We start from the raw sequence: 25,976 nt of genomic DNA, 5'->3' as shown, positions 1-25,976 counted from the left end.
GAGGCGCCGATTCTCAGGAGCGGACCGGAGCCCGCCCCGCGGCGCCGAGCCGGATCGGTACGAAGGCGATCAGGCCCAGCGCCATCACCAGCACGATCCCGAGGATCCCGGTGCGGGTGTCGCCCGAGATCGCGACCGTCGCGGCGAAGGCGGCGGTGCCCAGGAAGCCCAGCGCGCGGCCGGTGGTCGCGTAGAGACCGAAGTTCTCCGTCTCCCGACCAGGCTGGGAGAGCCGGGTGAGCAGGTTCCTCGAGGCGGACTGCACAGGGCCGACGAACAGGCAGATCGCCAGGCCGGCGACCCAGAACACGAGGCTCGAGCTGAAGAACAGCACCACCAGTCCCAGCACGATGACTCCGAGGGAGCCGACGATGATCACGGGGCGGGGGCCCACGCGGTCATCGACGCGGCCGCCGAGGAACACCCCGACACCGGCCACCAGGTTCGCGGCGATGCCGAAGATGATGATCTCCGTGAACGAGAAGCCATAGGCATTCGCGGCCAGCACGCCGGCGATCGAGAACACGGCTCCGAGGCCGTCGCGGTAGATGGCCGAGGCGACCAGGTACTGGAGCATGATCGGCTCATCCTTGAAGGCGCGGATCACGCGACGCACGATGTGCGCATAGCCCTGCCAGGGGTTCCACCGCTCGCCCGGGGCGGAGGCGGGGTGCTTCGGGGCACGCAGCATCAGCGGCATCGTGCCCACCAGGATCCATAGGGCGACGAACAGCGGGATCGCCCGGTAGTTCCAGCCGTTCTCGCCGGTGATCCCGAGCAGTCCGGTCCCCGGCATCACGAAGAGCACCAGCACGATGCCCAGGCACACGATCGAGCCCCAATAGCCCACCGCCCAGGCCGTGCCGGAGATGCGACCACGGTCGGCGGGGGTGGAGATCTCCGGCAGCACGGAGTTCACGAACACCCCGGCCAGTTCGCTGAACACCACGGCCAGTGCGATCAGGGCCGCGCCGAGCATCAGGTGGTCGGAGTCCAGAGCGACGAGAGGCATCAGGGCGACCACCACGACGGTGGCGAGGGTGGTGATGCGCAGCAGGGTGTTGCGGGCGCCGCCGCGGTCGGCGAGGTTCCCCAGCAGCGGGGCGAGCAGCGCGACCGCCACCGCCCCGAGGGACTGCCAGGTGGTCAGCACCTGTGAGCCGTGGGCCTGGGCGGCCTGGATGGCCTCATCGCCCACGGCGCCCTCGGCGGCGACGGCGCTCGCGACATAGGTCGCGAACACGAACGTGAGGATCACCGAGCTGAAGGCCGACATCCCTCCGTCCCACAGGGCGAAGGGGACGACGGGCGGGCGCGCGGGGCGGGAGGCGGACACGCGCGCCCCCGGGTCCGAGATGGTGGCCATGCGCTCACTCTACGGAGCGACAGCGGAGTCGGCGGCACAGTCCGTGATCTGTGCAGTGAGAAGTCTCCGGCGCAGGCAAGGAGGTTCAGGAATGGAGACGCCGCCTCCCGTAAGATGTCACCGGCCCCTTTCCCCCTCCACCGGTTGGAGACCTCTGTGTTCACGATGCTGCTCGCCCACTTGGTGGCGGCGCTCGTGGGACCCCTCTTGGTGCGATGGCTCGGCCGCAACGCCTTCTACCCGTTGGCCATGGTGCCGGGGGCCTCGGCGCTCTGGCTCGCGACGATCGATCCGCGGACTCTCGCGGACCTCCCGCGGGAGGAATCGATCGCCTGGATCCCCGCCTTCGGCATCGACCTGGCCTTCCGACTCGATCCGCTGAGCTGGGTGCTGGCGCTGATCGCCACCGGCATCGGCGCGATCGTGCTGCTGTACTGCGCTCGGTACTTCCACGACACCGAACCCGGGCTGGGCCGCTTCGCCGGCGTGCTGACCGCCTTCGCAGGGGCGATGGTGGGCCTGGTGCTCGCGGACGACGTGATGGTGCTCTACACCTTCTGGGAGCTGACCACCGTCTTCTCCTACCTCCTGATCGGGCACTATCAGGACAAGCAGGCCTCACGGCGTGCTGCTCTGAACGCCCTGATCTCGACCACCGCCGGTGGCCTGGCGATGCTGGTGGGCCTGCTGATGGTCGCCTCGCAGGCCGGGTCGATGCGCCTCTCGGTGATCGTCGGCGATCCGATGTGGGAGCAGGCCGGTCCGTCTCTCGTCACCGCGATGGTGCTGATCCTGGCCGGGGCCACCAGCAAGTCGGCGCTGCTGCCCACGCATTTCTGGCTCCCCGGCGCGATGGCCGCCCCCACACCGGTCTCGGCGTACCTCCATGCTGCGGCGATGGTGAAGGCCGGGATCTACCTGATCCTGAGAATGGCCCCGGCGCTGACCCACCTCGAGGTGGTCACGATGATCCTGGCCGCGGTCGGCGCGGCGACCATGCTGGTGGGCGGCTGGCGCGCGCTGAGGCAGACGGACATCAAGCTGCTGCTCGCCTATGGCACCGTCTCCCAGCTAGGCTTCCTGGCCGCGGTGACCGGCCTGGCCACGCACGATGCCGTGCTCGCGGGCCTTGCGATGCTGATCGCGCATGCGGTGTTCAAGGCCCCTCTGTTCATGGTCGTCGGCATCATCGACAAGAAATTCGGCACCCGTGACCTGCGCGTCCTGTCCGGAGTGGGCAGGGTCGCGCCGGTGGTGGCCGTGATCGGCACCGTCTCCGCCGCCTCGATGGCCGCGGTGCCGCCGCTGTTCGGGTTCGTGGCCAAGGAGTCGATCTACTCCGCGCTCTGGTACGCGGGCGGATGGCAGCGGCTGCTGCTGCTCTCCCTGGTCGCCGGGTCGATCCTCACGGTCGCCTACTCCTGGCGGTTCGTCTGGGGCGCCTTCGGACCGGCCCCGGGCGCTCCGCGGGTCTCGACGCCGCAGATCCCGGTGCTCTACTGTCTGCCGCCGGCACTGGTGGCGGTGTTCTCCGTGGCCCTCGCCGTCGCCGCCGGCCCCCTGGAGGAGGTGCTGCGCACCTACTCCTCGCTGCTGCCGGAGACCGGCCCGGGCGTGCACCTGGTGGTGATCCCCCATCTCGGGGTGCCGCTGCTGGCCTCCGTCCTCACCCTCGGCCTCGGCATCGGGCTCGCCCTGCTCGCCAAGCCGTTCGCGAAGCTCCAGAAGCGGATCTCCCCGCAGCGCTGGGCCGACGGTGGTCTCCTCGAGGCCTTCGATGCCGAGCGCGGTTTCCGCCGGATCCTGCGCGGCACCGATGCGCTGTCGATCGCGGCCACCGCACTGTTCCAGCGAGGTTCCCTGCCCTACACCCTGGGCACCATGCTGGTGGTGCTGATCGCACTGGTCGGACCGATTGCGGTGACCCAGGCTCCGCTGCCGGACAACCTGGTGCTGTTCCAGCATCCGCTCGAGCTGATCCTGCTGCCGGTGGCGGCGCTCGCGGCCATCGGCGCCGCCCGCTCCCGACGGCGCCTGCGCGCCGTCTTCCTGATCACGGTCACGGGCTACAGCGTCGCCCTGCTGTTCCTGGTCGCGGGCGCGCCGGACGTCGCCATCACCCAGGTGCTGGTCGAGACCGCGATGACCGTGGTGCTGGTGCTGGTGCTGCGCCGCCTGCCGATCCACTTCTCCCGTCGGCCCCTGCGGATCGGCGCCTGGGGGCGCTGGGGGATCGCGATCGCGACCGCGGTGGTGCTGTGCGGAGCCACCCTGTACGCCGCCGACGCCCGCTATCGCGAGGCGCTGGGACCGGGCCTGATCGAGCCGGCGTACACCATCGGCGGCGGCCACAACGTGGTCAACGTGACCCTGGTCGATGCTCGCGTGTGGGACACGATGGGCGAGATCTCGGTGCTGCTGGTGGTCGCGACCGGGGTGGCCTCGCTGATCTTCGTCACCCGTCGTGAGCGCCCCATCTCCCGGGTGCGCGACCTGGAGTCCAAGGCCTCGATCTGGCCGCGACGGATGGACTCCGAGCTGCCGCAGAACGCCCTGGACTTCGACGCCCGCCCGGATGACGTCTCCGGCGGCAACCGCTGGCGGACCTGGCTCTCCGCGGGACTGACCCTCGCTCCCGAACGACGCATGGTGATGCTCGAGGTCATCACGCGCCTCGCCTTCCCGATGATGATGATGTTCTCGGTGTATCTGCTGATGGCCGGGCACAACCTGCCCGGCGGCGGTTTCGCGGGCGGGCTAGTGGCGGGCCTCGCCCTGGCGCTGCGCTATATCGCCGGCGGCCGGTACGAGCTGAGCGAGGCCGCACCCGTGCAGGCGGGCCTCATCCTCGGTGCGGGGATGGCGATCGCGGTGCTGGCGGGAGTGCTGCCGGTGCTCTTCGGAGGCACCGTCTTCGCCAGCGCGACCCCGGTGGTGGACGTGCCTCTGTTGGGCGAGCTGGAATTCCCCAGCGCCCTCATCTTCGACATCGGCGTCTACCTCGTGGTGGTCGGCGTGATGCTCGACTTCCTGCGGTCCCTGGGATCGCAGATCGACCAGCAGCAGGAGGCGGAACTCGATGCCCGTTAGCCTCTCGCTGCTCCTGATCGCCGGGGTGTTCATCACCTGCGGCGTCTACCTCATGCTCGAGCGCACCCTGTCGCGAATAATCCTGGGCTTCGTGCTGCTGGGCAATGGGGTGAACGTGCTGTTCATCATCGCCGCCGGGAAGCCCGGACTGCCGCCCTTCGAGGGCAGCGGCGACCCTGCGGAGATGACGGATCCGCTGCCCTTCGCGATGGTGCTCACCGCGATCGTGATCTCGCTGGGCATCACCGCCTTCGGGATGGCCCTGGCCTACCGGGCCTGGCAGCTCTTCGGCCACGACGAGGTCCCCGACGACGTCGAGGACCGGAGGGTGCTGCGCAGGCGCCGGCGCCGCACCACCGAGGAGACCGAGCACCTGCCCTGGTCCCAGGCACTCACCGAGGAATCCCGGCGCGGCGCGCTGGCACAGTCCCAGGGGCTGCTCGCCCACGAGGACGACGACCCGCTGGGCTCGGACCTCACCAGCGCCGAGGACGTCCCGCAGGATGCCACCGAGGCCGACGAAGGAGGCGCCCCGCCGCCCCCGCGGGCCGGCCGTCGCCGCCCCGACAAGGGCGGCACACGGCCGGGCGACCCGCCGCCCGGAGGGCGTGGCGCGGCTCCGCAGACCGCCCAGGCTCCGCAGAGTGCCCAGGACATGGGCAGCATCCCCGGCGCGGGCCCCGCCACCGACACCGACCGCGAGCACACCGATGGACGGAGTGAGGCATGAGCATCGAACTCCTGCTCGCCCTGCCGGTGATGCTCCCCTTGGCCGGCGCCGCATTCACCCTGCTGCTGCGCCACTACAGCCGGATCCAGCTCTGGGTCGCGATCCTCACCCTGACCGCGATCTTCACGGTCTCGATGGTGCTGGGCTATTACGTCTCGCAGGAGGGTGTGCTGGTCCTGCAGATCGGCAACTGGACCCCGCAGCTGGGGATCGTGCTCGTCGCGGACCGTCTCACCGCGCTGATGCTGCTGGTCTCCAGCTTCGTCACCCTCGCGGTGCTGGTGTACTCGAGCGCACAGACGGTCAGCGAGAACACCGAGCGGACCCCGGTGGCGATCTACCATCCCACCTATCTCGCCCTGGTGGCCGGGGTGTCGATGGCCTTCCTCGCCGGTGACCTGTTCAACCTCTACGTCGGCTTCGAGGTGCTGCTGGCGGCGAGCTACGTGCTGCTCACGCTCGGCGGCTCCGCCAGCCGGGTGCGCGCAGCGACCACCTATGTGATCGTCTCCCTGCTGAGCTCGATCATCTTCCTGGCCGCGATCGCCGCCGTGTACTCCGCGACCGGCACCGTCAACCTGGCCGAGCTCGCGCTGCGGCTGGACGGCCTGGACCCCGGCATCCGGATGGTCCTGGAGCTGATGCTCCTGGTGGCCTTCGGGATCAAGGCCGCGATCTTCCCGCTCAGCGCCTGGCTGCCGGACTCCTACCCGACCGCTCCCGCGCCGGTCACGGCCGTGTTCGCGGGACTGCTGACAAAGGTCGGCATCTACGCGATCCTGCGCCTGGAGACCCTGCTCTTCCCCGCGTCCCAGATCTCCAACCTGCTGCTGGCCGCAGCGGCGCTGAGCCTGCTCATCGGCATCTTCGGCGCGGTCGCGCAGACGGATCTCAAGCGAGTGCTGTCCTTCACGCTGGTCTCGCACATGGGCTACATGCTGTTCGGCATCGGCATGGTCACCCAGATGGGCATGGCCGCGACGATCTACTACGTCGCCCACCACATCACCGTGCAGTCCACGCTGTTCCTCGCGGCGGGCCTGATCGAGCACCGCGGCGGGACGACCAATCTGATCAAGCTCGGCGGGCTGCAGAAGCTCGCCCCCGTGATCGCGGTGCTCTTCTTCCTCCCCGCCATGAACCTCGCGGGCATCCCGCCCTTCTCCGGCTTCATCGGCAAGGTGGGACTGATCGAGGCGGGCATCCAGTACGACCGCACCTCGGGGTGGTTCCTCATCGCCATCAGCGTTCTGACCAGCCTGCTCACGTTGTATGCGATCGCGAAGATCTGGAACCGCGCCTTCTGGCAGGAGCCCAGTGCGGAGATCGTCGCCCGCGATGTCCCGCTGCCCAAGGTGATGGTCGGGGCGACCGCAGCGATGATCACCTTCTCTCTGGTGCTCACGGTGCTGGCCGGTCCGATCATGACCTACGCCGACAACGCCGCGAGCTCCATCCTCGAGCGCACCCCGTATGTGAGCGCTGTCCTCGGCGACGAGGCCGCCGGCGAGCTGCAGTACCGGATCGATGACGCCGGGCAGCGGCTCGACGGCGACGGGCAGGAGGTGGACGAGTGATCTCCCGACGACTGAAGGACCTGCGGCACTCATGGATCTGGGCACTGATCATGGTGGCGCTGTGGTGCCTGCTGTGGGGCGGTCTGGATCTCAAGAACGTGCTGGGCGGCGTCGCGGTCGCGGTCCTCATCTTCGTGCTGTTCCCGATGCCGCCGACGGGTCACGAGCTGACCCTGCGCCCGGTGCGCTTCCTGCTGTTCGCGGCGCGCTTCCTGTACGACGTGATCGTCTCCGCCGTCCAGGTCGGGTACTACTCGCTGCGTCCGGGTCCCCAGCCGCCGAGCTCGGTGATCGCCGTGCGGATGGCATCGCGCTCGGACTTCTTCCTGACCTTCACCGGCGTGCTGTGCACCCTCATCCCCGGCTCCGTCGTGGTCGAGGCGCAGCGCGCCACCGGGATGCTGTTCCTGCACACCTTCAACGCCGGCACCCCCGAGGAGGTCGAGAAGGCGCGGGCGCAGGTCCGTGCCCAGGAGGAGCGCCTGCTGTGGGCCGTCGGCCGCCGTGAGGTCCTCGAGGAGGCGGGTCTGCGATGAGCACCTTCGAGATCCTGCTGGTCATCTATGCCGCCATCCTCGCCGCCGCCGCGCTGGGTGTGGTCTACCGGATGGTGGTGGGCCCGACGATCCTGGATCGCGCGCTCTCCGGCGACGCCCTGGTCACGCTCGTGGTGATGGGCATGGCCCTCTACGCCGCCCACTCCCGGGCGACCTGGGCGGGGCCGGCGCTGCTGGGACTCACCGGCCTCGCCTTCATCGGCACCGTCACCTTCGCCCGCTTCGTGGCCCGCGAGGACCCGATGCAGGGACGCCGCGCCCGCCACCCCCGCGAACCGCACACGGACACGGGCCCCCACGAGGCGGTCCACCTCGACCCCTTCAGCTCCGAGGCCTGGGACGAGAGCCGGGGTGAGTCGCCGGATCCGGGGAACACCCTCCCCGCGGACGAGTTCCAGGACCCGCTGACGGATGAGGACCCGCTCGAGGACTCGCTGCAGCCGGGAGAGCCGCTGGATGACCTGGGCCCGCCGGGGGAGCCGCACGAGGAGACGGGCCGTTCGGAGCCGTTCGAGGACGAGGACGAGCGCGGGTTCGGTGCACAGCCGGGCTCACGCGGTTTCGAGCGCAGCGTCGAGCACAACGTCGAGGACGAGCACCGCCGCGCACCTCGCCGCCCCACGACGGAGGAGCCACGATGACGCCCATCGAGATCATCGCCGCCGTCCTGATCGCCGGCGGAGTCCTGCTGGGCGTGGTCTCCACGATCGGGCTCAACCGCTTCGACGGCGTGCTGATGCGCATCCACGCAGCCTCCAAGCCGCAGGTGCTGGGTCTCATCCTGGTGTTCAGCGGGGCGGCGCTGTACTCGGGCTCCTGGTCCCTGGCCGCCTTCCTGCTGGTGGTGCTGCTCGCCCAGATGCTGACCGTGCCGGTCTCGAGCGTGATGGTGGGCCGTGCGGCCTTCCGCCGCGGATTCGTGCGCGGCGGCGACTACGCGATCGACGAGCTCAGCCCGCGCCTGGCGGATTCCGACGATGACGACGATGACGAGGACGGCTTCATCGACGAGGACGGCGATGACCACCGGGGGATGGCCGACGGCGACCTGGATCGCTTCCCCGAGAACGTGGTCACCGAGACCGTCGAACCGCTCACGGATATCAACTGGGGGGACCCGGAGGGACGCGCGGACGACGTCGAGGACGAGGACATCATCGATATCGACCTCGAGGACGAGACCGAGCTCGAGGCCGAGGAGGTCGCCGAACGCGACCGCCGGTGAGTCGCCGAACGCGATCGCCGGCGACGGGCCGACCCTTCCCGGCCGGCCCGCGCCGCGGACTCAGAAGAGCCCGATCGACTCCCCGGTCTCGGTGACGCCCATGCGCAGCGCCGCGGGCTCCTTGGGCAGGCCGGGCATCGTCATGATCGCGCCGGTCATCGCGACCACGAACCCGGCCCCGATCTTCGGCACCAGATCCCGCACATGCAGCACATGCCCGGTGGGGGCGCCGAGCGCCTTCGGGTCGTCGGAGAAGGAGTACTGGGTCTTCGCGACGCAGACGGGCAGGGTGTCCCAGCCGTTCCGCTTCAGCATCCGCAGCTGCGCCGGGGCGCGGTCCTCGAAGACCACGTCGTCGGCCCCGTAGATCTCGCGGGCCAGGGTGCGCAGGGACTCCTCGATCCCGGCGGCCGGGTCGTAGAGGTGGCGGAAGTCGGGGGCATCCTCCTCGATCGCTGCGAGCACCTGCTCCGCGACCTCGAGCCCGCCCTCGCCGCCCTTCGCCCAGACCTCCGAGAGTGCGGCCCGGAAGCCCTGCTCCTTCGCCCAGCCGAGCACTGCGTCGAGCTCGGCCTCGGTGTCGGTGGGGAAGCGGTTCAGCGCGATGACCGGCTCGATGCCGAACTTGCGCATGTTCTGCACGTGACGGGCGAGGTTCGCGGTGCCGGCGAGCGCGGCGTCGATGTCCTCGGCCGGGAGATCGTCCTTGGCGACCCCGCCGTGCATCTTCAGCGCCCGCACGGTCGCGACCACGACGCCTGCATCGGGGGAGAGGCCGCCGAGGCGAGCCTTGATGTCCAGGAACTTCTCCGCGCCGAGGTCGGAGCCGAAGCCGGCCTCGGTGACCGTGATGTCCGCCAGCGACAGCGCCAGCTGGGTCGCGGCCAGCGAGTTGCAGCCGTGGGCGATGTTCGCGAAGGGGCCGCCGTGCACGAGCGCCGGGGTGCCGCCGAGGGTCTGGACGAGATTCGGCAGCAGGGCATCCTTGAGCAGCATGGTCACCGCGCCGCCGACCCCGAGATCTGCGACGCTCACGGGCTCGCGGTCATAGGTGAAGCCCAGCACGATGCGGTTGATGCGGGCCTCGAGGTCCTGCAGGTCGGTGGCCAGGCACAGCACAGCCATGATCTCGGAGGCGACGACGATGTCGAAGCCGTCCTCGCGGGGGACGCCCTGGGTCGGACCGCCGAGGCCGATCGTGATCTTCCGCAGAGCGCGGTCGTTGACGTCCACCACGCGCTTCCACTGGATCCGACGGGGATCGATGTTCAGCGCATTGCCCTGATGGAGGTGGTTGTCGACCAGTGCCGCGAGGGTGTTGTTCGCGATCTGGATGGCATGGAAGTCGCCGGTGAAGTGGAGGTTGATGTCCTCCATCGGGACCACCTGCGCGTGGCCGCCGCCGGTGGCGCCGCCCTTGATCCCCATGATCGGGCCGAGCGCAGGCTCTCGCAGCGCGACCATGGTCCGGTGCCCCTGCAGGGAGAAGGCGTCGGCCAGGCCCACCGTGGTGGTGGATTTGCCCTCGCCGGCCGGGGTGGGAGACATGGCCGAGACCAGGACGAGTCGCCCGGTCCTGCCCGTCGGGGTCATCTTCCGCACGTCGACCTTGGCCTTGTAGGAGCCGTAGGGCACCAGCGCCTCGGCGGGCACCCCGGCCTTCTCGGCGATCTCGGTGATGGGATGCAGGGTCGCCGCCTGGGCGATCGCAAGGTCCGGGTTCTCGGCAGACATCGTCGTCCTCCACTGGGTCTAGAGCGCCCGGGCACGGGGCCGGGCAGGTCCGAGGACCAGACTACGGCGACAGGAGCGGGAAGGCGCGGGATCCTCGGACCCGGCCCCTGATCGGCATCACGCGCGGGCGCGGGACCCCCGAGATCCCGTGAGATGGAGCGGTGTGAGAGATCGCTGAGGTGGAAACAGCTGGCAAGGGACGTCCGACCCGCCCTCAGGGCGGCGAGGTGTGGCAGGCTCGGCGGAACGACTGAGCACACGGTCCCTCGGTGGCACGCCACTCCCCGGCCTCCGCGCATGGCTGCGCGTCCGCTCCACGGGGCGCGGCAAGCAACCGCCGGGACGAGGGACCTGAGGGAAGGACCCCGCATGGCGAGCGCATCCGCTGTCGCACCGAGCACCACGGATATCCTGCCGCGCAGACGCGTCGTCGGCTATGCGATGGGCGATGTCGCCAACAACGTCGCCTTCCAGATGACCTCCCTGTTCCTCATGGTCTACATGACGGACATCGCCGGGGTCTCCGCGGGGATCGCCGGTGCCATCTACGGCGTCACCAAGATCTGGGCCGGCGTCACCGATCTCGTCGCCGGCAATACCGTCGGCCGCAAGCAGACCCGGCACGGGCGGCTGCGGCCCTGGCTGATCTGGGTCAGCCCCTTCCTCGCCATCTCGCTGGTCGCCCTGTTCAGCACCCCGGCGGCGCTCGGCCCGATGGCGACCGTCGCCTGGATCCTGCTCTTCGACGCGGCGTTCCAGCTCTGCTACTCCTTCGTGAACATCCCCTACGGCTCGCTGTCCGCGGCGATGACGGAGAACGCCACCGACCGCTCCCGCCTGGCGGGCGCTCGCTCGATCGGTGGTGCGGTCACCGGCGTGGTGCTGTCGCTGATCCTCTCGCCCCAGTTCGAGGACACCACGGCCGACGGGATCCGGCTGAAGTTCACGATCGCCACCCTCGCCCTGGCCGCCGCCGCGCTGGCCCTGTACTGGGTCTGCTTCAAGAACACCAAGGAGGTCGTCCCGGCCGGCACGGGCACGGTCACTCTGCGCACCACGATGGCGATGGTGCGCCGGAACAAGCCCCTGGTCATCCTCTGCGTGGGCGCGATGTTCCTGCTCGGCGGCTCCTTCACCATGAACGCTGTGATGATGTACTACGCCCGCGACGTGGTGGGCGGTGCCGGGTACTTCACGCTGCTCTTCGTGCTGCAGACGGTGGGCACCATCCTCATCGCCTCGGTGATCTCGAAGGTCTCCGAGCGCTTCGGCAAACGCAGCGCCTACGTGGGTCTGGCCCTCACCGCGGTGCTCGGCCTGGTGATCGTGGGCCTCGCTCCCACCGGGAACCTGCCGATGGCGCTGATCGCCTTCTTCATCTACGGAGTCGGCTTCGGCGGCACCAATGCGCTGATGTTCTCGATGCAGGCCGATACCGTCGACTACGGCGAGTGGAGGACGGGGACCCGCGCCGAGGGCGGCGCCTACTCGGTCCTCTCCTTCGTGCGCAAGGTGGGTCAGGGCATCGGCGGCTTCCTCGGCGGCGGCATCATCGCCGCCTTCGGCTACGTCTCCGGCGCTCCGGACCAGTCCGACCAGGCGGTGCAGGGCATCAAGGTCGCGGCCGGCTGGGCGCCGGCGGTGCTGTGCCTGATCGCGGTGCTGGTGATGCTCCTGTACCCGCTCACCGCGAAGGAGCACACAGGGATCATCAAGGAGCTCCACCAGCGGCGCGCACGGAGCGCCCTGGGGGATGCCGTACCCGGCGCGGGCGTCGTGCTCGCCTCGCGCGGCGACCAGCTCATCGCCCGCCGACCGGTGGTCACCATCAACGAGGACTATGGCGCCGGCGCCGCCTATGTGGCCCCGCGCGTCGCCGAGAAGCTCGGCGTGCCCTATGCGGGCCTCGCCTTCAGCTCGGAGGACCTCGAACGAGCCTCCTCGTCGAACCCGAAGGTGCTCGCCGACGACACCACCGGCAGGTCCCTGCGGTGGCTGCATTCCTTCTCCTGGCCGGGGATGGACGTCAACGTCGCCACCGCCTCCGGAGACGCGCAGGTGGGCACCAACCTGGTCAGCAAGAACATCGATGAGGTGATGGGCCTGGTCAAGGGCTTCGGCGGCGTGGTGCTCGGACGGGACGCGACGGCGATCCTGGACAACATGCGCGGAGCCGTCCACATCCGGATGATCGGCGATGTCCAGGACCGCGTGGACCGCGCCGCCGCGGACCACGGAATCACCCCCGAGGTCGCCGCGCAGCGACAGGTCCGTGAGGACCGCATGCGCCCGCGGATGTCGCGCCGGCTCATGCACTGGGAGCCGACGGACGAGGGCCGCTACCACCTGATCATCGACTCCAGCCAGATGTCGCTCGACGAAGCCGTGGAGGAGATCGTCGCGGCCGTCGAAGCCGAGCGGGAGATGGTCGATCTGGACCTGCCGGAGGAGCCGACGGACGACTGAGCCGGCACCGGCGGGGCGGTGGACGCGGCTGCTCCGCCGTCAGGACCGGGGCAGCCGCGCCCGGAGCACCTCGGCGCCCTCGCCCTCCAGCTCGTCGAGCACCACGGCTCTCCCCGCCATCGCCATGACGAGGTTCAGCATGCTGCCGCGCACCGGTGGACCGTCCCCGAGAACCAGCTCATCGTCGGTCGCCTCCAGTCGCAGGCCGCGGGCCATTGTGCTGCTGTTGACCGCGAAGTCCTTGCGGGCGAAGAACTCGGCCACGCCACGTACTGCTTCGCGCGAGGGCGCCAGCGGCAGGCCGAGCGGGCGCGCGATGTCCTGGCCGTGCACGATGACTTCGCCGAGCGCGCCCTCCCACTCTCCGAACGGCGCGGCCGACGATGTCGCCGCCGTGCGGAAGTCGGCGAGCGTCGTGACAGGATCCGCTGCGCGGAACCGGTGCAGCAGGCGCTGGTTGTGCCGATCCGTGTCGAACCGAGAGGCCGCCATGTTCGCGAGCCAGGGGAGTGTCGAGGTGAGAGCGGCGGCGGTGAGATGAGTGAGGACGTCCTGCACTGTCCACCCTGCGCAGAGCGAGGGACGCTCCCAGTCCACGGCCGGAGGGTCCTGCAGGGCGTCGGCGAGGGCCAGGCGCTCGGCGCCGAGGAGTGGGAGGACGTCGCCGCGGTTCACCAGGCCGACGATAGGGCGGTGGAGGGTCCGGGACAAGAGCAGGCCCGGGACGGTTGCTGGTGGCCGCCTCGGCCCCACCGGCCCACCGGTCTCACCGGCCCACGACAGGCGCCGGGCGGCGGACCGTGCCTGCGGAGCCTGGAGCAATGACGAAGCCCCCTGGTGGACCAGGGGGCTTCGAGGTGGTGGCTCCGACCGGCGTCGATCCGGTGACCTTTCGATTTTCAGTCGAACGCTCTACCAACTGAGCTACAGAGCCGCGGCCGCCGAAGCGACCAGGGAACAGACTACCAGCTGGGGAAGGCTGTTCACCAACCGGACCGGCACGGTGTAAGGCATGCCACGTGGCCGACGGGTGCGGCCCCGTCGGCCGGGACGGTCAGGGTGTCGAGACGTTCAGGGCGCTGCGGTGATCAGGAGACCTGGACGATCGCCTTGCCGAAGTTCCGGCCTCGCAGCATGCCCACGAACGCCTCCGGGGCGCGGTCCAGTCCCTCGGTGATGTCCTCGGTGTGCTGCACCTGCCCGGAGGCGAGCCAGCCGGTCATGTCCCGCAGGAAGTCCTCGAACATCGTCGGGACGAATTCGTTCTGGATGAAGCCGTGCAGGGTGAGGCTCTTCGACAGCACCGCCTGCATCAGCTGGGGGCTGCGGTCGGGCCCCTCCGGCAGCGAGGTCGCGTTGTAGTGCGCGGCCAGCCCGCACACCGGCACCCGCGCGAACTTGTTGAGCTGCGGCAGCACCGCGTCCCAGACAGCGCCGCCGACGTTCTCGAAGTACACGTCGATGCCGTCGGGCGCCGCCTCGGCGAGCCTTCCGGCCAGGTCCGGGGCCCGGTGGTCGAGCGCCGCGTCGACGCCGAGCTCGCGCAGCCGGGAGACCTTCTGCTCACCGCCGGCGATCCCGATCGTGCGGGCGCCGTGCAGCTTCGCGATCTGGGCGACGGCGGAGCCGACCGGCCCGGTGGCTGCCGCGACCGCGACAGTCTCTCCGGGCTGGGGCTTCCCGATCGCGAGCAGACCTGCATAGGCGGTGAACCCGGGCATGCCGAGCACGCCCAGGGCGGTGGTCACCGGTGCGGCGGCGGGGTCCAGGCGGCGCAGCTGCGCGGCAGGCTCGAGGCTGTACTCCTGCCAACCGCCGTAGGAGAGGACCGTGTCGCCCGGTGCGAAGCCCTCGGCCGCGGACTCGACCACCTCGGAGACGGTGCCGCCGACGATCACGTCGCCGACCTCCATCGGCGCGGCGTAGGACTTCGCATCGCTCATCCGGCCGCGCACATACGGGTCCAGGGACAGGTACCGGGTGCGCAGCAGCACCTGGCCGGCCTCGGGGGAGCGGACCTCGGCCACGTCGTGCGTGAAGTCGGCGGCGACAGGCTCGCCGTGCGGGCGTGCGGCAAGGCGGATGCGGTGATTCTGAAGGGAGGTGCTCATCCCTCGAGCGTAGGGGAGAAGGTGCGGCCGGTGGTGCGGCGGGCTCGGGAATGGAGAAGGCCCCGGAACGATATTCCGGGGCCTTCTCTCGCAAGCGACCCTGACCGGGCTTGAACCGGCGACCTCCGCCGTGACAGGGCGGCACTCTAACCAACTGAGCTACAGGGCCATACGTGTCTGTGCGCTTCGCGTACTCGCTTCGACTCGAATAACTCTACCGGAAGTTCACATGGCTCTCGACCAAACTGGCTGTGAGCCGTCTCGCACTTCCGTTGCGCCTGGTGCGGGCGTTTCCGTCGCACTTTGAGCGAAGTACCCCCAACGGGATTCGAACCCGTGTCGCCGGCGTGAAAGGCCGGTGTCCTAGGCCACTGGACGATGGGGGCCCGAACAGCAGAACTGTTCGACGGAGAGCATACCCATCTCCCGCGATCCGTGCCTCCGAGTTCGCGATGGATGCGTCGTATCCGACACGATTCGGTGCCGCGAAGGGCTGTCAGGTCACTTCCTGCGCTCAGCCCGCCGTGCGCGGGCCGGGCGTGGTTCGATGGCAGCATGATCCAGATCAGTCGCGAGGAGTTCGAGGAAGCGGTCGACGACGCCCTGGACTCGCTGCCCGAGGAGATCGCGCGAGCCATCGCCGAGGCGAACGTGGTGATCCTGGTGGAGGAGGAGGCGTCTCCCGAGCAGGCCGGAGGCCACGAGCTGCTGGGCCTGTACGAGGGGATCCCGCTGGACCAGCGCTCGGTCTTCGACGGCTACGCCCAGCCGGACCGGATCTTCATCTTCCGCGGTCCGCTGCAGCGACATGCTGTCTCCCGCGAGCACTTGGTGCGGGAGATCGCGGTGACCGTGCTGCACGAGCTCGGCCACCTGTTCGGGATCAGCGACGCCCGCCTCCACGAGCTCGGCTGGGGCTGAGTGCAGCCCGACTGACCACCGCCTCGACTGGCCCCTGCCCGGCTGACCCCTGCCCGGCTGACCACGCCCGGCTGACCACGCCCGGCTGACCCCCGCCCGGCACGGTCAGGCGGCAAAAGGTGCCAGCAGGCTGGAACCTTTCTGATCGTGGCGGGGCGCGAGGCGGCTGCGCGCGGCGGCGGAGTAGGCCACGGTGGAAAAGGTGCCGGCGGGCTGGAACTTTTCTGATCGTGGCGGGACGCGTGGCGGGGCGCGTGGCGGGGCGCGTGGCGGCTGCGCGCGGCGGCTGTGGCGCGGCCGAGGGTTCGGCCACGGTGCCTGCCGCCGCGCAGTGCTCAGACCTGGTCGGCGTCGAGGTCGGTGAGCCCGGCCTCGTGGGCGATGATCGCGATCTGCACGCGGTTGGTGCAGTTGAGCTTCGCGAAGATCTTCGAGACATGCGCTTTCACGGTGGCCTCGCTCATGAACAGCCGCATCCCGATCTGGGCGTTGGAGAGGCCTGCGCCGACCGCACCGAGCACCTCGGTCTCGCGTTCGGTGAGCTGGTGGAGTCCCGGGTGCTGCTCCTGGCGCGAGCCCGGGTTGGCGTCGGAGAAGTGCGAGAGCATCCGCCGGGTCACGGTCGGGGAGAGCATGGCCTCGCCGCCGGCGACCACGTGGACCGCACGGGCGAGGTCCTGGGGCGGGGTGTCCTTGAGCAGGAAGCCGCTGGCTCCGGCCTCGAGGGCCTGGAAGACGTACTCATCCATGTCGAAGGTCGTGAGCATGATGATCTTGGGCGGGTTCGGCAGGGCGCTGACCGCGCGGGTCGCGGCGATCCCGTCGAGCTTCGGCATGCGCACGTCCATCAGCAGCACGTCCGGGCGATGCTTCTGCACGAGCGTCACCGCCTCCGCGCCGTCGCTGCCCTGACCCACCACCTCGATGGCCGGGTCAGCGCTCAGGATCATCGCCAGTCCGGCGCGCACCAGGGAGTCGTCGTCGATCAGTCCTACACGAGTCACGTCGCCGTCGGCCACGGGATCACCGCCCTCACTTCGAAGCGTCCGTCGTCGGTGGGGCCCGACGTGATGGTGCCGCCCGCGTGCGTGACGCGGGTTTCGATGCCCGACAGGCCCATGCGGGCCCCGGGCAGATCCGTCGTGAACCCTTTGGGGAGAACATTACTGACCTCGATCACCAGCTCCGTGCCGGGCTCGCCGATCAGCGCCACCCGTGCCTTGGTGTGCAGGGCGTGCTTGTGGATGTTGGTCAGCCCTTCCTGCACCACCCGGTAGGCGGTGCGGGCGAGCTGATCGGGCACCGGATCGTCGATGAAGTCGAAGAGGTCCACGGAGATGCCCGCCTCCTGGGAGGTGACCACCAGGCGCCGCACGTCCTCCCAAGTCGGCTGCGGGGCCAGGGGCGCTTCCTCCCCGTCGCCGCGCAGCACCCCGAGCACCTCCCGCAGCTCCGAGAGCGCCGTCGTGGCGGTCTGCCGGATCAGCCCGGCGGATTGCTGCACCTGGGAGCGCTCGAGGTTCGGGTTCACCTCGAGGGCTCCGGCCTGCAGGGCGACCAGCGAGATCTTGTGGGCGACGATGTCGTGCATTTCGCGGGCGATGCGGGTGCGCTCGGCACGACGGGCCTGCTCCTCGGCGGCTTCGCGACCGGACTCCGCCTGCTCGGCCCGCTGCTGGAGCTGGCTGAGCAGAGCGCGCCGGGCCGAGGTGTACATCCCGGTCGCGACCGAGGCGGCGACGATCAGTGTGCTCACCACCACCCCGGTGATGCCCACGTACAGGCCGGTCCCGACCCAGAAGAGCGAGGGCACAGCTCCTGAGGCCACGGCCAGCACAGCGATCAGCAGGGTCAGCAGCCGATGATGGCTGCGGGTCGCGAAGCAGTAGACGACCACGATCAGCACCGAGAGTGACATCGCTGCGGCGTTCAGCACCAGCAGCACCGGCAGCAGCCAGCGCCAGTGCCGATGGCGCAGCAGCAGGGCACCGCCGAGCACGAGCGTCAGTCCGGAGCGCCACAGCTCGACCGACGAGGTCGCGAGGACCACCCCCGCAATCGCCTCGGCCGCGACGACGGCGAGGAGGAGCGCCTCCTGCCAGCGCTGCCGCCTCGGGGCACCCAGTTCATCCACGCCGCCACTGTAATCGTGCAGCCCTCGACGCCCTGCCTGGACCGGCACCGTCCGCTCGGTCCTCGCCCCAGGTCGGGGGCGGGATCGACGGAGGTCGCCCCCGCCCGGGCCGCAGGCCACCTGCGGCCCGACCTTCGTCGCCGCTCGCCTGGACCCGGGGCGCTGTGCCGGTCGCGGGCTGGGGGAGGACTCTCGTGCCATGAGCACCACGACCCCTCCCGCATCCTCCAGCCCCACTCTCGAGGTGCGCGGCGTGACCAAGCGCTACGGCGAGCGCGCCGCCGTCGACGACCTCAGCTTCGTGTGCCGTCCCGGCAGCGTGACTGGCTTCCTCGGCCCCAACGGCGCCGGCAAGTCCACCACCCTGCGCATCCTCACCGGGCTCGCGCAGGCCGACGCCGGCGAGGCGCTCGTCGGCGGGGAGCCCTACCGTCGGCTCTCCCATCCCGCGCGCACCATCGGGGTGATGCTCGATGCGCGTGCCCTGCATGGCGGTCGCACCGGCCTGGAGACCCTGCGCCTGACCGCCCGCACGGTCGGCATGCCCGCCTCCCGGGCCGACGAGGTGCTCGAGCAGGTGGGCCTCCAGGATGCCGGCGGCAAGCGGGTGGGCGGCTACTCCTACGGCATGCGTCAGCGGCTCGGCATCGGGGTGGCGCTGATCGGTGATCCCTCCGTGCTGGTCCTCGACGAGCCCGCGAACGGCCTGGACCCCGAGGGGATCCGCTGGATGCGCCGACTGCTGCGGTCCTTCGCCGACGCCGGCGGCACGGTGCTGCTCTCGAGCCACCAGCTGCGCGAGGTCGAAGCGACGGTGGACCGCCTGGTGGTCATCTCCCAGGGTCGCCTGGTGCGCGAGGGCACTCTCGAGGAGCTGACCACCGACTCGGGCGCCGGCACCCGCGTCACCGCACTGGATCCGGCCGCGCTCCTGAAGGCCCTGGACAGGCACGGGATCGCCTTCGAGCAGCGGCTCGGCGGCGAGCTCGAGGTGAGCCTCGTCCCCGAGGACATGGGACGCCTGGCGCTGCGGGAGCAGCTGGTCCTGACCTCCTTGGGCGCGACCACCCGGGGCGGGCTCGAGGACCTCTTCTTCGCCCTCACCGGCGGGACCGAGCAGCCCGCTGGCGCGGATCCCGGGAACGCCGTCGCGTTGGTGGCGACCGCCTCGGCCCCCGAACCCGCCCCGGCACCGCTGCGCTGATCCGGTTCCGCCCACCTGCACCGCCCGATCTGCATCGCCCGACCCGCCCCGCATCGACCCGCCCCGCATCGACCCGACTGAGGAGTCACCCCATGAGACCCGCCATCGACCTGCGCAGCTTCCTCGACACCCGTGGAGCCGCCATCCTGCTGACCCTGTCCGTGCTGGCCATCGCCGGCTTCGCCGCCCTCGGCGGGCTGATCCAGCCCGCCGTCATGCCGGGCGGCACCTCCGATGTGGAGTTCACGTTCATCGTCCTCGCCCTCCCGTTGAGTCTGATCATCCCCGTGATCACGGTGATGATGGTGGCGGGGGAGTGGTCCGACAAGTCCATCCAGAACACGCTGCTGCAGCGCCCGGGCCGCCTCGCGGTGCTCACCTCGAAGGTGCTCGCCGCCGCCGTGGTGTTCCTGGTACTGATGGTGCTGTCGATCGCGCTTGCGGCCGCCGCCACCTGGGTGGGCGGGGAGCTGCTCGGAGAGGGCGCGATCTTCTCCAGCATCGACAGGGTGCTGACCACCCAGCTGGCGGTGATGGTGGCAACGCTGCTGTTCTCCCTGGCGATGGCGATCCTGCTGCAGTCCACGGTGATCGGCCTGGTCACCGCGATCGGCGTGCCATTCGTGATCTCCACTGCCGGGGCCCTCGCGATGGTGTTCGGCTCCGAGGTGATCAGCGACCTCATCCGCGCGGTCGACCTGCAGACGGCCGCCGCCCTCCTAGGCGGCGGGGAGGCGACCGCCTTCGAGCTGCTGCCGCTGCTGCTGCTCGTGATCGTTCCGACCGTCTTCGGAATCCGGCGCTGGAACCAGCGCGAGGTGGGCTGAACAGTCAGGGAACAGGAGCTGCGCGGGGCCTAGGATGGCCGGGCCCCGCGCCACCGCGCCACCGCGCCACCGCGCCCCGCACCCGCACTCTGCGCCAGCTGCGCAGTGCGGATCCCCGCCCTCCCCTCCAGCCCGCTTTCCGTACGGACAAGGAACCCGCATGACTCTCGCCGCCCGCCCTCGCCGCCTCTCCCGTCTCGCCGCCGCGGCGGCGGCGACCATCCTGCTGATGGCCGGCTGCACCGGGCCCGACGCAGCACAGGACGACGGTGACGGGGCGAGCGACGGCGGCGGCAGCTCAGCAGCGCCGGGGCCTGCGCCGGACGGGCCTGCGCTCGAGGAGCTCGGCACGTCCGCCGCCGTCGGCCTTCCTGCGGACCCCGCCGAGGATCCCGCCTATGCCGACTACTACGGCCAGGAGATCGAGTGGGGCCCCTGCGAGGACGTCGAGGGACCGGATGTCGAGTGCGGCACGATCGACGTGCCGCTGGTCTGGAACGACCCCGAGGCCGGGGACATCCAGATCGCGGTGGGCCGGATCGCGGCGTCAGGAGAGCGGATCGGTGCCCTGGTCACGAACCCCGGCGGGCCCGGGGGCTCGGGCGTGAACTACCTCGAGAGCATGCCCTACCTGGTCTCGCCCGAGGTGCGCAGCGCCTATGACCTGGTCGGCTTCGATCCGCGCGGGGTCAACCGCTCCGCCGGCATCGAATGCCTCGGCGACGAGGAGACCGACGACTACCTCGCCGCCGGCGGCGGATCCGACCCCGAAGCGGCCGCGCAGCTCGCCGAGGAATGGGGCACCCGGGTCGCCGAGGCGTGCGAGGCGAACTCCGGGGATGTCCTGCCCTATCTCGACACCTATTCCGCCGCCCGCGACATGGACGTGCTGCGTGCGGCGGTCGGCTCCGAGCAGCTCGACTACCTGGGCTACTCCTACGGGACCTACCTCGGCGCCAGCTATGCCGAGCTGTATCCCTCACGGGTGGGTCGCTTCGTGCTGGATGGTGGGGTCGACCCCACGTCGACGAGGAACGAGTTCGCCGCCGGTCAGGCGGAAGGATTCGAGCGGGCCACCGAGGCGTTCCTCGCGGACTGCCTGGAGGCGGGGGAGGGCTGCCCCTTCAAGGGCAGCGAGGAGGACGCCAAGCAGCAGCTGCTCGCCTTCTTCGCCAGCGTGGACTCCCACCCGCTGGACAGCGGGGATCCGCAGCGACCGCTCACCGGAAGCCTTGCGCGCTCGGCCGTGCTGCTGCTGATGTACGACGACGGGCTGTGGAGCTACGGCCGTGACGCGCTCTCCGCCGCGATGAGCGGGGACGGCTCGCTGCTGCTCTCGATCTCCGACATGTCCTCCGAACGCTCCGCGGAGGGCACCTATCGCACCAACGGGACCTACGCGATCACCGCGGTGAACTGCCTGGACCGCCCGGGCATCGCCGAGGAGGAATGGGTCGCACAGGAGGCGGAACGCCTGGCCGAGGAGTTCCCGACCTTCGGCCCGAGCCTCGGGGGGAACGGCTGCGCCCAGTGGCCGGTCCCTCCGCTGCGTGAGCCGGCCCCGATCGCGGCCGCGGGCGCCGACCCGATCGTGGTCATCGGCACCACCGGCGACCCGGCGACCCCGTACCAGTGGTCGCAGAGCCTCGCCGAGCAGCTCGAGAGCGGGGTGCTGCTGACCTTCGAGGGGAACGGGCACACCGCCTACGGACGCTCCGGCGGCTGCATCGAGGAGCAGGTCGACGCCTATCTGCTCGAGGGCACCGTGCCGGAGGACGGGTCGACCTGCTGAGCCCCGCGGGGCCGACGGGGTGGACGTCCGACAGGGTGACACGGATCGCCCTGTCCTGCTTTGCGCGAGGCCCTGCAGGTCACGTACAGTGAACCGGTCCGCCGTGCACCGGTGACGACGCCGCCTTAGCTCAGTCGGTAGAGCGATTCACTCGTAATGAATAGGTCAGGAGTTCGATTCTCCTAGGCGGCTCCGCAGGCAGAAGGGCCCCGTTCCTGTGACACACAGGAACGGGGCCCTTCTGTCGTTCAGGCTGCCGTTCCGGCGGCAGGCTTGGCGGGACTGAGGACGAGCTCGTCGATCACCACATGCGGGGGACTGGTCAGCACGAAGGACACCGCGCGTCCGACGTCCTCGGGGCTGAGCATCACGGCCCGGTCGGCTGCGCCCGGCACCTCGGGTCGCTGGTTCAGGAAGTCGCTGTCGACGTCTCCCGGGCACAGGTGGCAGGCCCGGACGCCGTGCTGGTTCTCCTGAGCGTTCAGGGTCGCCGCGAGCGGTCCGAGCGCTGTCTTCGAGGCGCTGTAGGCCGCGCCGGCATCGGGCGAGAAGCGCCAGGCCGAGTACGAGGAGATCAGCACGATCGTGCCCGCGCCGCGCTCCCGCATCCCGGGCAGCACCGCATCGATCACCGAGACCGGGCCCAGCAGGTTGGTGTCGGTGATGGCCGCGAACTCCTCGAGGTCCTGGTCACGCCAGTAGCGGCGGGGCGAGTTCAGCCCGGCCGACAGCACCAGCGCCTCGATGCTCCCCAGCTCCTCCTCGATCCGCAGGGCCGCCGCCTTCACGGCCGCACGATCAGCGACATCCAGCGGCACCACGAGCGCGGTCCCGCCCGCGGCGCGGATCTCCGCGGCGACCTCCTCGAGCGCCCCGGCGCGCCGACCGGACAGCGCGATTGCTCGTCCGTCCTGCGCCGCGATGAGCGCGGAGGCCCGTCCCATCCCCGATCCCGCGCCGGTCACCCATACGGTGCGTGCATCCATCGCTGCCCTCTCCTCCCGGTCCACTCGGCCCAGCTCCTTGACCATGCCCGGAGCAGGGACGACAGTGGTATCCGATGTCAGTGGACCCGAGATCGGGTCCAGCCCAGCGTAGAGCGCACGCGAGCGTCCGCGCCCGTGAACCCATGATCCGAGGAGAAGCATGCAGATCGACATGTCAGGGCGGGTCGTGCTCGTCACCGGTGCCGCGCGGGGGATCGGCCGCACCATCGCGCAGACCTTCGCCCGCGAGGGAGCGAGCGTGGTGGGACTCGATCTCGACCCGGGCGCCCTCGCCGAGCTACGCGAGGAGGGTCTCGCAGAGACGGTCCTGACCTGTGACATCACCGATCCCGACGCCGTGCGGGCGGCGATCGCGACGATCGAGGAGCAGCACGGCCGGCTCGACGTGCTGGTCAACAACGCCGGCATCAACGCCGAGGGACCGCTGGAGACCTTCGACCCCGCGCTGTGGGATCGGGTCTTCGCCGTCAACGTGCGCGGTGTGCTGAACACCTGCCAGGCGGTCATCCCGATGATGAAGCGGCAGCAGTCGGGGCGGATCATCAACGCCGCGTCGTTCGCGGCGATCATCCCCAGCGTCGAGGCGGCGGCGTATGGCGCCTCCAAGGCCGCCGTGGTGCAGATGACCCGGGTGCTCGCCAGCGAGCTCGGACCCTGGGGGATCACCGTGAACGCCTATGCGCCCGGCATGATCCCGACCGCGATGAACGGATTCTCCGACCTCGACGAGTCCGCAGCAGCCACGAAGCTGGACCAGCTGAGCATCCGCCGCTGGGGGCTGCCGGAGGATGTCGCGAACCTCTGCCTCTTCCTGGCCGGCGACCTCTCCGGCTATATCACCGGCGCACTGCTCGACGTGAGCGGCGGCAAGTTCGCCACCCAGGACCCGGGGGCGGCCCGGCGCATGCCGTGACGGACGCCAGCGACCCGCAGCTCGATCCTGGCGTTCAAGGAATGCTCTGAGGGCTGACCACAGGAGCGAGCGGGACTGAGCGGCGGAAGGGGGCAGGCGAGGGTGCCAGGTCTCTCTGGGCCGAGACGCTTTCTTGAGATAGTCCAGATAGGGGCGTAGGGTGGGGGCATGTCGACCACCGCTCACACCTCCGCCCTCCGGGGCGCGGGCCTGCGCGTGACCGCTCCGCGGCTCGCGACGCTGGCAGCGGTCGAGGCGAACCCGCACGCCGATGCGGAGACGATCGCCCGATCTGTCCGCGAGAGCCTGGGGACCGTGTCCCGTCAGGCGGTCTACGACGTGCTCAACGCCCTCTCCGATGCAGATCTGCTGCGCCGGGTGTCGGTGGGCGGGCGCAGCATGCAGTACGAGCTGCATCGCCACGACAATCACCACCACCTGGTCTGCCGCGAATGCGGTCGGCTCGAGGACATCCCGTGCGCGGTCGGGGAGGCTCCCTGTCTGACTCCGCACGACGCCCACGGCTTCGACATCGAGATCGCGGACGTCGTCTACCGGGGTGTCTGCTCGGAGTGCCGGGCTGCGGCGTCGGCGGCCTCGAGCCCAGCCGCGCCCGCATCGACCCCCGCTCCCTGAACCGGGCCCGTTGAGCCCCGGAAACCCCACCGGGCCCGTATCCGAACTTTTTCTCACAGCTTGTCAGAATCCCCCACCACACAGGAGATGCAGATGACCGACTTCGATCCCACGATCCCGAGCACCACGGAGTCCGGCGCTCCCCGCGAGTCCGATGCGCACTCGCTGAGCATCGGCGCCGACGGCCCCCTGATGCTCCACGACGTCGCCCTGGTCGAGAAGCTCGCCCGCTTCGACCGCGAGCGCGTCCCGGAGCGCAGCCCCCACGCCAAGGGCTCCGGCGCCTTCGGCGAGCTCGAGGTCACCGAGGATGTCTCGAAGTACACCAAGGCGGACCTCTTCCAGCCCGGTCGCAAGACCCCGATGCTGGCCCGCTTCTCCACCGTCGCCGGTGAGCTCGGCTCGCCCGATACCTGGCGCGACGTGCGCGGCTTCGCGCTGAAGTTCTACACGCAGCAGGGCAACTTCGACATCGTCGGCAACAACACGCCGATCTTCTTCCTGCGCGACCCGATGAAGTTCCCGGACTTCATCCACTCCCAGAAGCGCACCCCGGACTCCGGCCTGCGCTCCAACCAGATGCAATGGGACTTCTGGTCCAACTCGCCCGAGTCCGCCCACCAGGTGACCTACCTGATGGGTGAGCGCGGCCTGCCGAGGTCCTGGCGCCACATGAACGGCTACGGCTCGCACACCTACATGTGGGTCAACGAGTCCGGTGAGAAGTTCTGGATCAAGTACCACTTCCACACCGATCAGGGCCTGGAGTTCCTCAGCAACGAGGAGGCCGAGAAGCTCGCCGGTTCCGATTCCGACTATCACCGGCGGGACCTGTTCGACGCGATCAGCCGCGGAGAGCACCCCAGCTGGACCATGTCCGTGCAGGTCATCCCCTACGAGGATGCGAAGACCTACCGGTTCAACATCTTCGACCTCACCAAGACGGTCCCGCACGCGGACTACCCGCTGATCAAGGTCGGCACGTTCACCTTGAACAAGAACCCGCTGAACCACTACGCGCAGATCGAGCAGGCTGCCTTCAGTCCCTCGAACACCGTGCCGGGCACGGGCGTCTCCCCGGACAAGATGCTGCTCGGCCGCGTCTTCTCCTACCCGGACGCGCAGCGTCACCGCATCGGCACCAACTTCAACCAGCTGCCGGTGAACCAGCCGATCGTGCCCGTGAACTCCTACGACAAGGAGGGGCACATGCAGTTCCTGCACAGCGGGGACGCACCGGTGTACGCGCCGAACTCCTACGGTCGCGCCTACCAGGACGAGCAGGGACCCGTCGACAACGGCTGGGAGGCCGACGGAGAGATGGTGCGCGCCGCCTACACCCTGCATGCGGAGGACGGCGACTTCGTCCAGCCCGGCATCCTGGTGCGCGAGGTGTACAACGACGCCCAGCGCGACCAGTTCGTCGGGACCGTCTCCGGTGCGCTGAGCACGGTCGAGGAACCGGTGCTGAGCAAGGCACTCCAGTACTGGAAGAACGTCGACGCCACCATCGGTGAGCGCATCGCGCTGGCCGTGAACACCAGCAAGGGTGACGAGCAGCCGGGCGGGGATCCGCTGAACGCCTGATCCTGATCAGACAGGGCCGGGCCGGGGCACCACGCCCCGGCCCGGCCCTGCTTCGTGGTCCTGCTGTCCGGCTCCTGCCGCTCGCGGGCTCGCAGCCTC

General features: G+C 70.0%; 21 protein-coding genes and 4 tRNA genes. 15 read left to right on the top strand and 10 right to left on the bottom strand.

Going from position 1 to position 25,976, the window contains the following annotated elements; all coding sequences use genetic code 11:
• Positions 1–13: 13 nt before the first annotated feature.
• Positions 14–1,366: an MFS transporter gene (locus Q0937_RS01940; RefSeq protein WP_299299176.1), complete on the bottom strand. Its 1,353-nt coding sequence runs from the start codon at positions 1,364–1,366 to the stop codon at positions 14–16.
• A 165-nt stretch (positions 1,367–1,531) separates the two neighbouring features.
• On the opposite strand from Q0937_RS01940, the gene Q0937_RS01935 reads away from it, so the two are divergent.
• From Q0937_RS01935 to Q0937_RS01910, 6 genes are read left to right on the top strand one after another with little or no spacing between them, the layout of a single operon-like run.
• Positions 1,532–4,456, top strand: coding sequence for a Na+/H+ antiporter subunit A (locus tag Q0937_RS01935; RefSeq protein WP_299299630.1), 2,925 nt, complete (start codon positions 1,532–1,534; stop codon positions 4,454–4,456).
• Positions 4,446–5,186 carry a Na(+)/H(+) antiporter subunit C gene (locus Q0937_RS01930; RefSeq protein ID WP_299299173.1) on the top strand — a complete coding sequence of 247 codons (741 nt, stop codon included), beginning with the start codon at positions 4,446–4,448 and terminating at the stop codon, positions 5,184–5,186. Before Q0937_RS01935 ends, Q0937_RS01930 begins: the two co-directional genes overlap by 11 nt.
• Positions 5,183–6,763, top strand: a complete 1,581-nt coding sequence (locus Q0937_RS01925) for a Na+/H+ antiporter subunit D (protein WP_299299171.1) — start codon at positions 5,183–5,185, stop codon at positions 6,761–6,763. Before Q0937_RS01930 ends, Q0937_RS01925 begins: the two co-directional genes overlap by 4 nt.
• Positions 6,760–7,299, top strand: a complete 540-nt coding sequence (locus Q0937_RS01920; protein ID WP_299299169.1) for a Na+/H+ antiporter subunit E — start codon at positions 6,760–6,762, stop codon at positions 7,297–7,299. The genes Q0937_RS01925 and Q0937_RS01920 overlap by 4 nt, the downstream gene beginning before the upstream one ends.
• On the top strand, positions 7,296–7,961 hold the full coding sequence (locus Q0937_RS01915; RefSeq protein WP_299299167.1) for a monovalent cation/H+ antiporter complex subunit F: 666 nt from the start codon (positions 7,296–7,298) through the stop codon (positions 7,959–7,961). Before Q0937_RS01920 ends, Q0937_RS01915 begins: the two co-directional genes overlap by 4 nt.
• Positions 7,958–8,545, top strand: a complete 588-nt coding sequence (locus tag Q0937_RS01910; protein WP_299299165.1) for a monovalent cation/H(+) antiporter subunit G — start codon at positions 7,958–7,960, stop codon at positions 8,543–8,545. The genes Q0937_RS01915 and Q0937_RS01910 overlap by 4 nt, the downstream gene beginning before the upstream one ends.
• Positions 8,546–8,605: 60 nt before the next feature.
• Here Q0937_RS01910 and Q0937_RS01905 read toward each other — a convergent pair whose 3' ends face one another.
• Positions 8,606–10,279, bottom strand: a complete 1,674-nt coding sequence (locus tag Q0937_RS01905; RefSeq protein ID WP_299299163.1) for a formate--tetrahydrofolate ligase — start codon at positions 10,277–10,279, stop codon at positions 8,606–8,608.
• A 369-nt stretch (positions 10,280–10,648) separates the two neighbouring features.
• On the opposite strand from Q0937_RS01905, the gene Q0937_RS01900 reads away from it, so the two are divergent.
• A complete protein-coding gene (locus Q0937_RS01900; protein WP_299299161.1) occupies positions 10,649–12,745 on the top strand; it encodes a cytidylate kinase family protein in 2,097 nt (698 codons plus the stop codon).
• 39 nt (positions 12,746–12,784) lie between these two features.
• Here Q0937_RS01900 and Q0937_RS01895 read toward each other — a convergent pair whose 3' ends face one another.
• The 5 genes from Q0937_RS01895 to Q0937_RS01875 all read right to left on the bottom strand — a co-directional run bounded on the left by Q0937_RS01895 (position 12,785) and on the right by Q0937_RS01875 (position 15,242).
• A complete protein-coding gene (locus tag Q0937_RS01895) occupies positions 12,785–13,420 on the bottom strand; it encodes a maleylpyruvate isomerase family mycothiol-dependent enzyme (protein WP_299299159.1) in 636 nt (211 codons plus the stop codon).
• Between the two features lie 183 nt (positions 13,421–13,603).
• Positions 13,604–13,679 (bottom strand) — tRNA-Phe (locus tag Q0937_RS01890).
• Between the two features lie 154 nt (positions 13,680–13,833).
• Positions 13,834–14,856 carry an NADP-dependent oxidoreductase gene (locus Q0937_RS01885; protein ID WP_299299157.1) on the bottom strand — a complete coding sequence of 341 codons (1,023 nt, stop codon included), beginning with the start codon at positions 14,854–14,856 and terminating at the stop codon, positions 13,834–13,836.
• Positions 14,857–14,951: 95 nt separating this feature from the next.
• A tRNA-Asp gene (locus tag Q0937_RS01880) sits at positions 14,952–15,025 on the bottom strand.
• Positions 15,026–15,169: 144 nt separating this feature from the next.
• Positions 15,170–15,242 (bottom strand) — tRNA-Glu (locus Q0937_RS01875).
• A gap of 169 nt (positions 15,243–15,411) precedes the next feature.
• Here Q0937_RS01875 and Q0937_RS01870 point away from each other — a divergent pair.
• On the top strand, positions 15,412–15,777 hold the full coding sequence (locus Q0937_RS01870; RefSeq protein WP_299299155.1) for a metallopeptidase family protein: 366 nt from the start codon (positions 15,412–15,414) through the stop codon (positions 15,775–15,777).
• 335 nt (positions 15,778–16,112) lie between these two features.
• Here Q0937_RS01870 and Q0937_RS01865 read toward each other — a convergent pair whose 3' ends face one another.
• Together Q0937_RS01865 and Q0937_RS01860 are read right to left on the bottom strand one after the other, a co-directional pair.
• Complete coding sequence (locus Q0937_RS01865; protein ID WP_299299153.1) at positions 16,113–16,796, bottom strand: response regulator transcription factor; 684 nt, start codon at positions 16,794–16,796, stop codon at positions 16,113–16,115.
• Positions 16,778–17,911: a histidine kinase gene (locus Q0937_RS01860; protein ID WP_299299151.1), complete on the bottom strand. Its 1,134-nt coding sequence runs from the start codon at positions 17,909–17,911 to the stop codon at positions 16,778–16,780. The genes Q0937_RS01865 and Q0937_RS01860 overlap by 19 nt, the downstream gene beginning before the upstream one ends.
• Before the next feature lie 199 nt (positions 17,912–18,110).
• Between Q0937_RS01860 and Q0937_RS01855 the strand changes: the two genes are divergently transcribed.
• The 4 genes from Q0937_RS01855 (at position 18,111) to Q0937_RS01840 (ending at position 21,926) form a co-directional block, all read left to right on the top strand.
• Positions 18,111–19,115: an ABC transporter ATP-binding protein gene (locus Q0937_RS01855; protein ID WP_299299149.1), complete on the top strand. Its 1,005-nt coding sequence runs from the start codon at positions 18,111–18,113 to the stop codon at positions 19,113–19,115.
• A 92-nt stretch (positions 19,116–19,207) separates the two neighbouring features.
• Positions 19,208–19,942, top strand: a complete 735-nt coding sequence (locus Q0937_RS01850; RefSeq protein ID WP_299299116.1) for an ABC transporter permease — start codon at positions 19,208–19,210, stop codon at positions 19,940–19,942.
• 160 nt (positions 19,943–20,102) lie between these two features.
• On the top strand, positions 20,103–21,734 hold the full coding sequence (locus Q0937_RS01845; protein WP_299299115.1) for an alpha/beta hydrolase: 1,632 nt from the start codon (positions 20,103–20,105) through the stop codon (positions 21,732–21,734).
• Positions 21,735–21,853: 119 nt separating this feature from the next.
• A tRNA-Thr gene (locus Q0937_RS01840) sits at positions 21,854–21,926 on the top strand.
• 56 nt (positions 21,927–21,982) lie between these two features.
• Here Q0937_RS01840 and Q0937_RS01835 read toward each other — a convergent pair.
• Positions 21,983–22,720 (bottom strand): SDR family oxidoreductase, encoded by a 738-nt coding sequence (locus tag Q0937_RS01835; RefSeq protein ID WP_299299113.1) that lies wholly within the window; start codon positions 22,718–22,720, stop codon positions 21,983–21,985.
• A gap of 160 nt (positions 22,721–22,880) precedes the next feature.
• Between Q0937_RS01835 and Q0937_RS01830 the strand changes: the two genes are divergently transcribed.
• The 3 genes from Q0937_RS01830 to Q0937_RS01820 all read left to right on the top strand — a co-directional run bounded on the left by Q0937_RS01830 (position 22,881) and on the right by Q0937_RS01820 (position 25,877).
• Positions 22,881–23,654, top strand: coding sequence for an SDR family NAD(P)-dependent oxidoreductase (locus Q0937_RS01830; protein ID WP_299299111.1), 774 nt, complete (start codon positions 22,881–22,883; stop codon positions 23,652–23,654).
• Positions 23,655–23,822: 168 nt separating this feature from the next.
• A complete protein-coding gene (locus Q0937_RS01825; RefSeq protein WP_299299109.1) occupies positions 23,823–24,290 on the top strand; it encodes a Fur family transcriptional regulator in 468 nt (155 codons plus the stop codon).
• A 93-nt stretch (positions 24,291–24,383) separates the two neighbouring features.
• Positions 24,384–25,877 (top strand): catalase, encoded by a 1,494-nt coding sequence (locus Q0937_RS01820; RefSeq protein WP_299299107.1) that lies wholly within the window; start codon positions 24,384–24,386, stop codon positions 25,875–25,877.
• Positions 25,878–25,976 lie beyond the last annotated feature (99 nt).

Source organism: uncultured Brachybacterium sp. (assembly GCF_947500705.1).
Classification (GTDB): Bacteria; Actinomycetota; Actinomycetes; order Actinomycetales; family Dermabacteraceae; genus Brachybacterium.
The sequence above is the reverse complement of the archived record's forward strand: the minus strand, read 5'-3'. Positions and strand labels throughout refer to the sequence as shown.

Bases quoted from the DNA above. Each gene is read 5' to 3' on its own strand.
- Q0937_RS01940 (WP_299299176.1), bottom strand. From the start codon at position 1,366: ATGGCCACCATCTCGGACCCGGGGGCGCGCGTGTCCGCCTCCCGCCCC.
- Q0937_RS01935 (WP_299299630.1), top strand. From the start codon at position 1,532: ATGCTGCTCGCCCACTTGGTGGCGGCGCTCGTGGGACCCCTCTTGGTG.
- Q0937_RS01930 (WP_299299173.1), top strand. From the start codon at position 4,446: ATGCCCGTTAGCCTCTCGCTGCTCCTGATCGCCGGGGTGTTCATCACC.
- Q0937_RS01925 (WP_299299171.1), top strand. From the start codon at position 5,183: ATGAGCATCGAACTCCTGCTCGCCCTGCCGGTGATGCTCCCCTTGGCC.
- Q0937_RS01915 (WP_299299167.1), top strand. From the start codon at position 7,296: ATGAGCACCTTCGAGATCCTGCTGGTCATCTATGCCGCCATCCTCGCC.
- Q0937_RS01910 (WP_299299165.1), top strand. From the start codon at position 7,958: ATGACGCCCATCGAGATCATCGCCGCCGTCCTGATCGCCGGCGGAGTC.
- Q0937_RS01905 (WP_299299163.1), bottom strand. From the start codon at position 10,279: ATGTCTGCCGAGAACCCGGACCTTGCGATCGCCCAGGCGGCGACCCTG.
- Q0937_RS01900 (WP_299299161.1), top strand. From the start codon at position 10,649: ATGGCGAGCGCATCCGCTGTCGCACCGAGCACCACGGATATCCTGCCG.
- Q0937_RS01885 (WP_299299157.1), bottom strand. From the start codon at position 14,856: ATGAGCACCTCCCTTCAGAATCACCGCATCCGCCTTGCCGCACGCCCG.
- Q0937_RS01870 (WP_299299155.1), top strand. From the start codon at position 15,412: ATGATCCAGATCAGTCGCGAGGAGTTCGAGGAAGCGGTCGACGACGCC.
- Q0937_RS01855 (WP_299299149.1), top strand. From the start codon at position 18,111: ATGAGCACCACGACCCCTCCCGCATCCTCCAGCCCCACTCTCGAGGTG.
- Q0937_RS01850 (WP_299299116.1), top strand. From the start codon at position 19,208: ATGAGACCCGCCATCGACCTGCGCAGCTTCCTCGACACCCGTGGAGCC.
- Q0937_RS01845 (WP_299299115.1), top strand. From the start codon at position 20,103: ATGACTCTCGCCGCCCGCCCTCGCCGCCTCTCCCGTCTCGCCGCCGCG.
- Q0937_RS01835 (WP_299299113.1), bottom strand. From the start codon at position 22,720: ATGGATGCACGCACCGTATGGGTGACCGGCGCGGGATCGGGGATGGGA.
- Q0937_RS01830 (WP_299299111.1), top strand. From the start codon at position 22,881: ATGCAGATCGACATGTCAGGGCGGGTCGTGCTCGTCACCGGTGCCGCG.
- Q0937_RS01825 (WP_299299109.1), top strand. From the start codon at position 23,823: ATGTCGACCACCGCTCACACCTCCGCCCTCCGGGGCGCGGGCCTGCGC.
- Q0937_RS01820 (WP_299299107.1), top strand. From the start codon at position 24,384: ATGACCGACTTCGATCCCACGATCCCGAGCACCACGGAGTCCGGCGCT.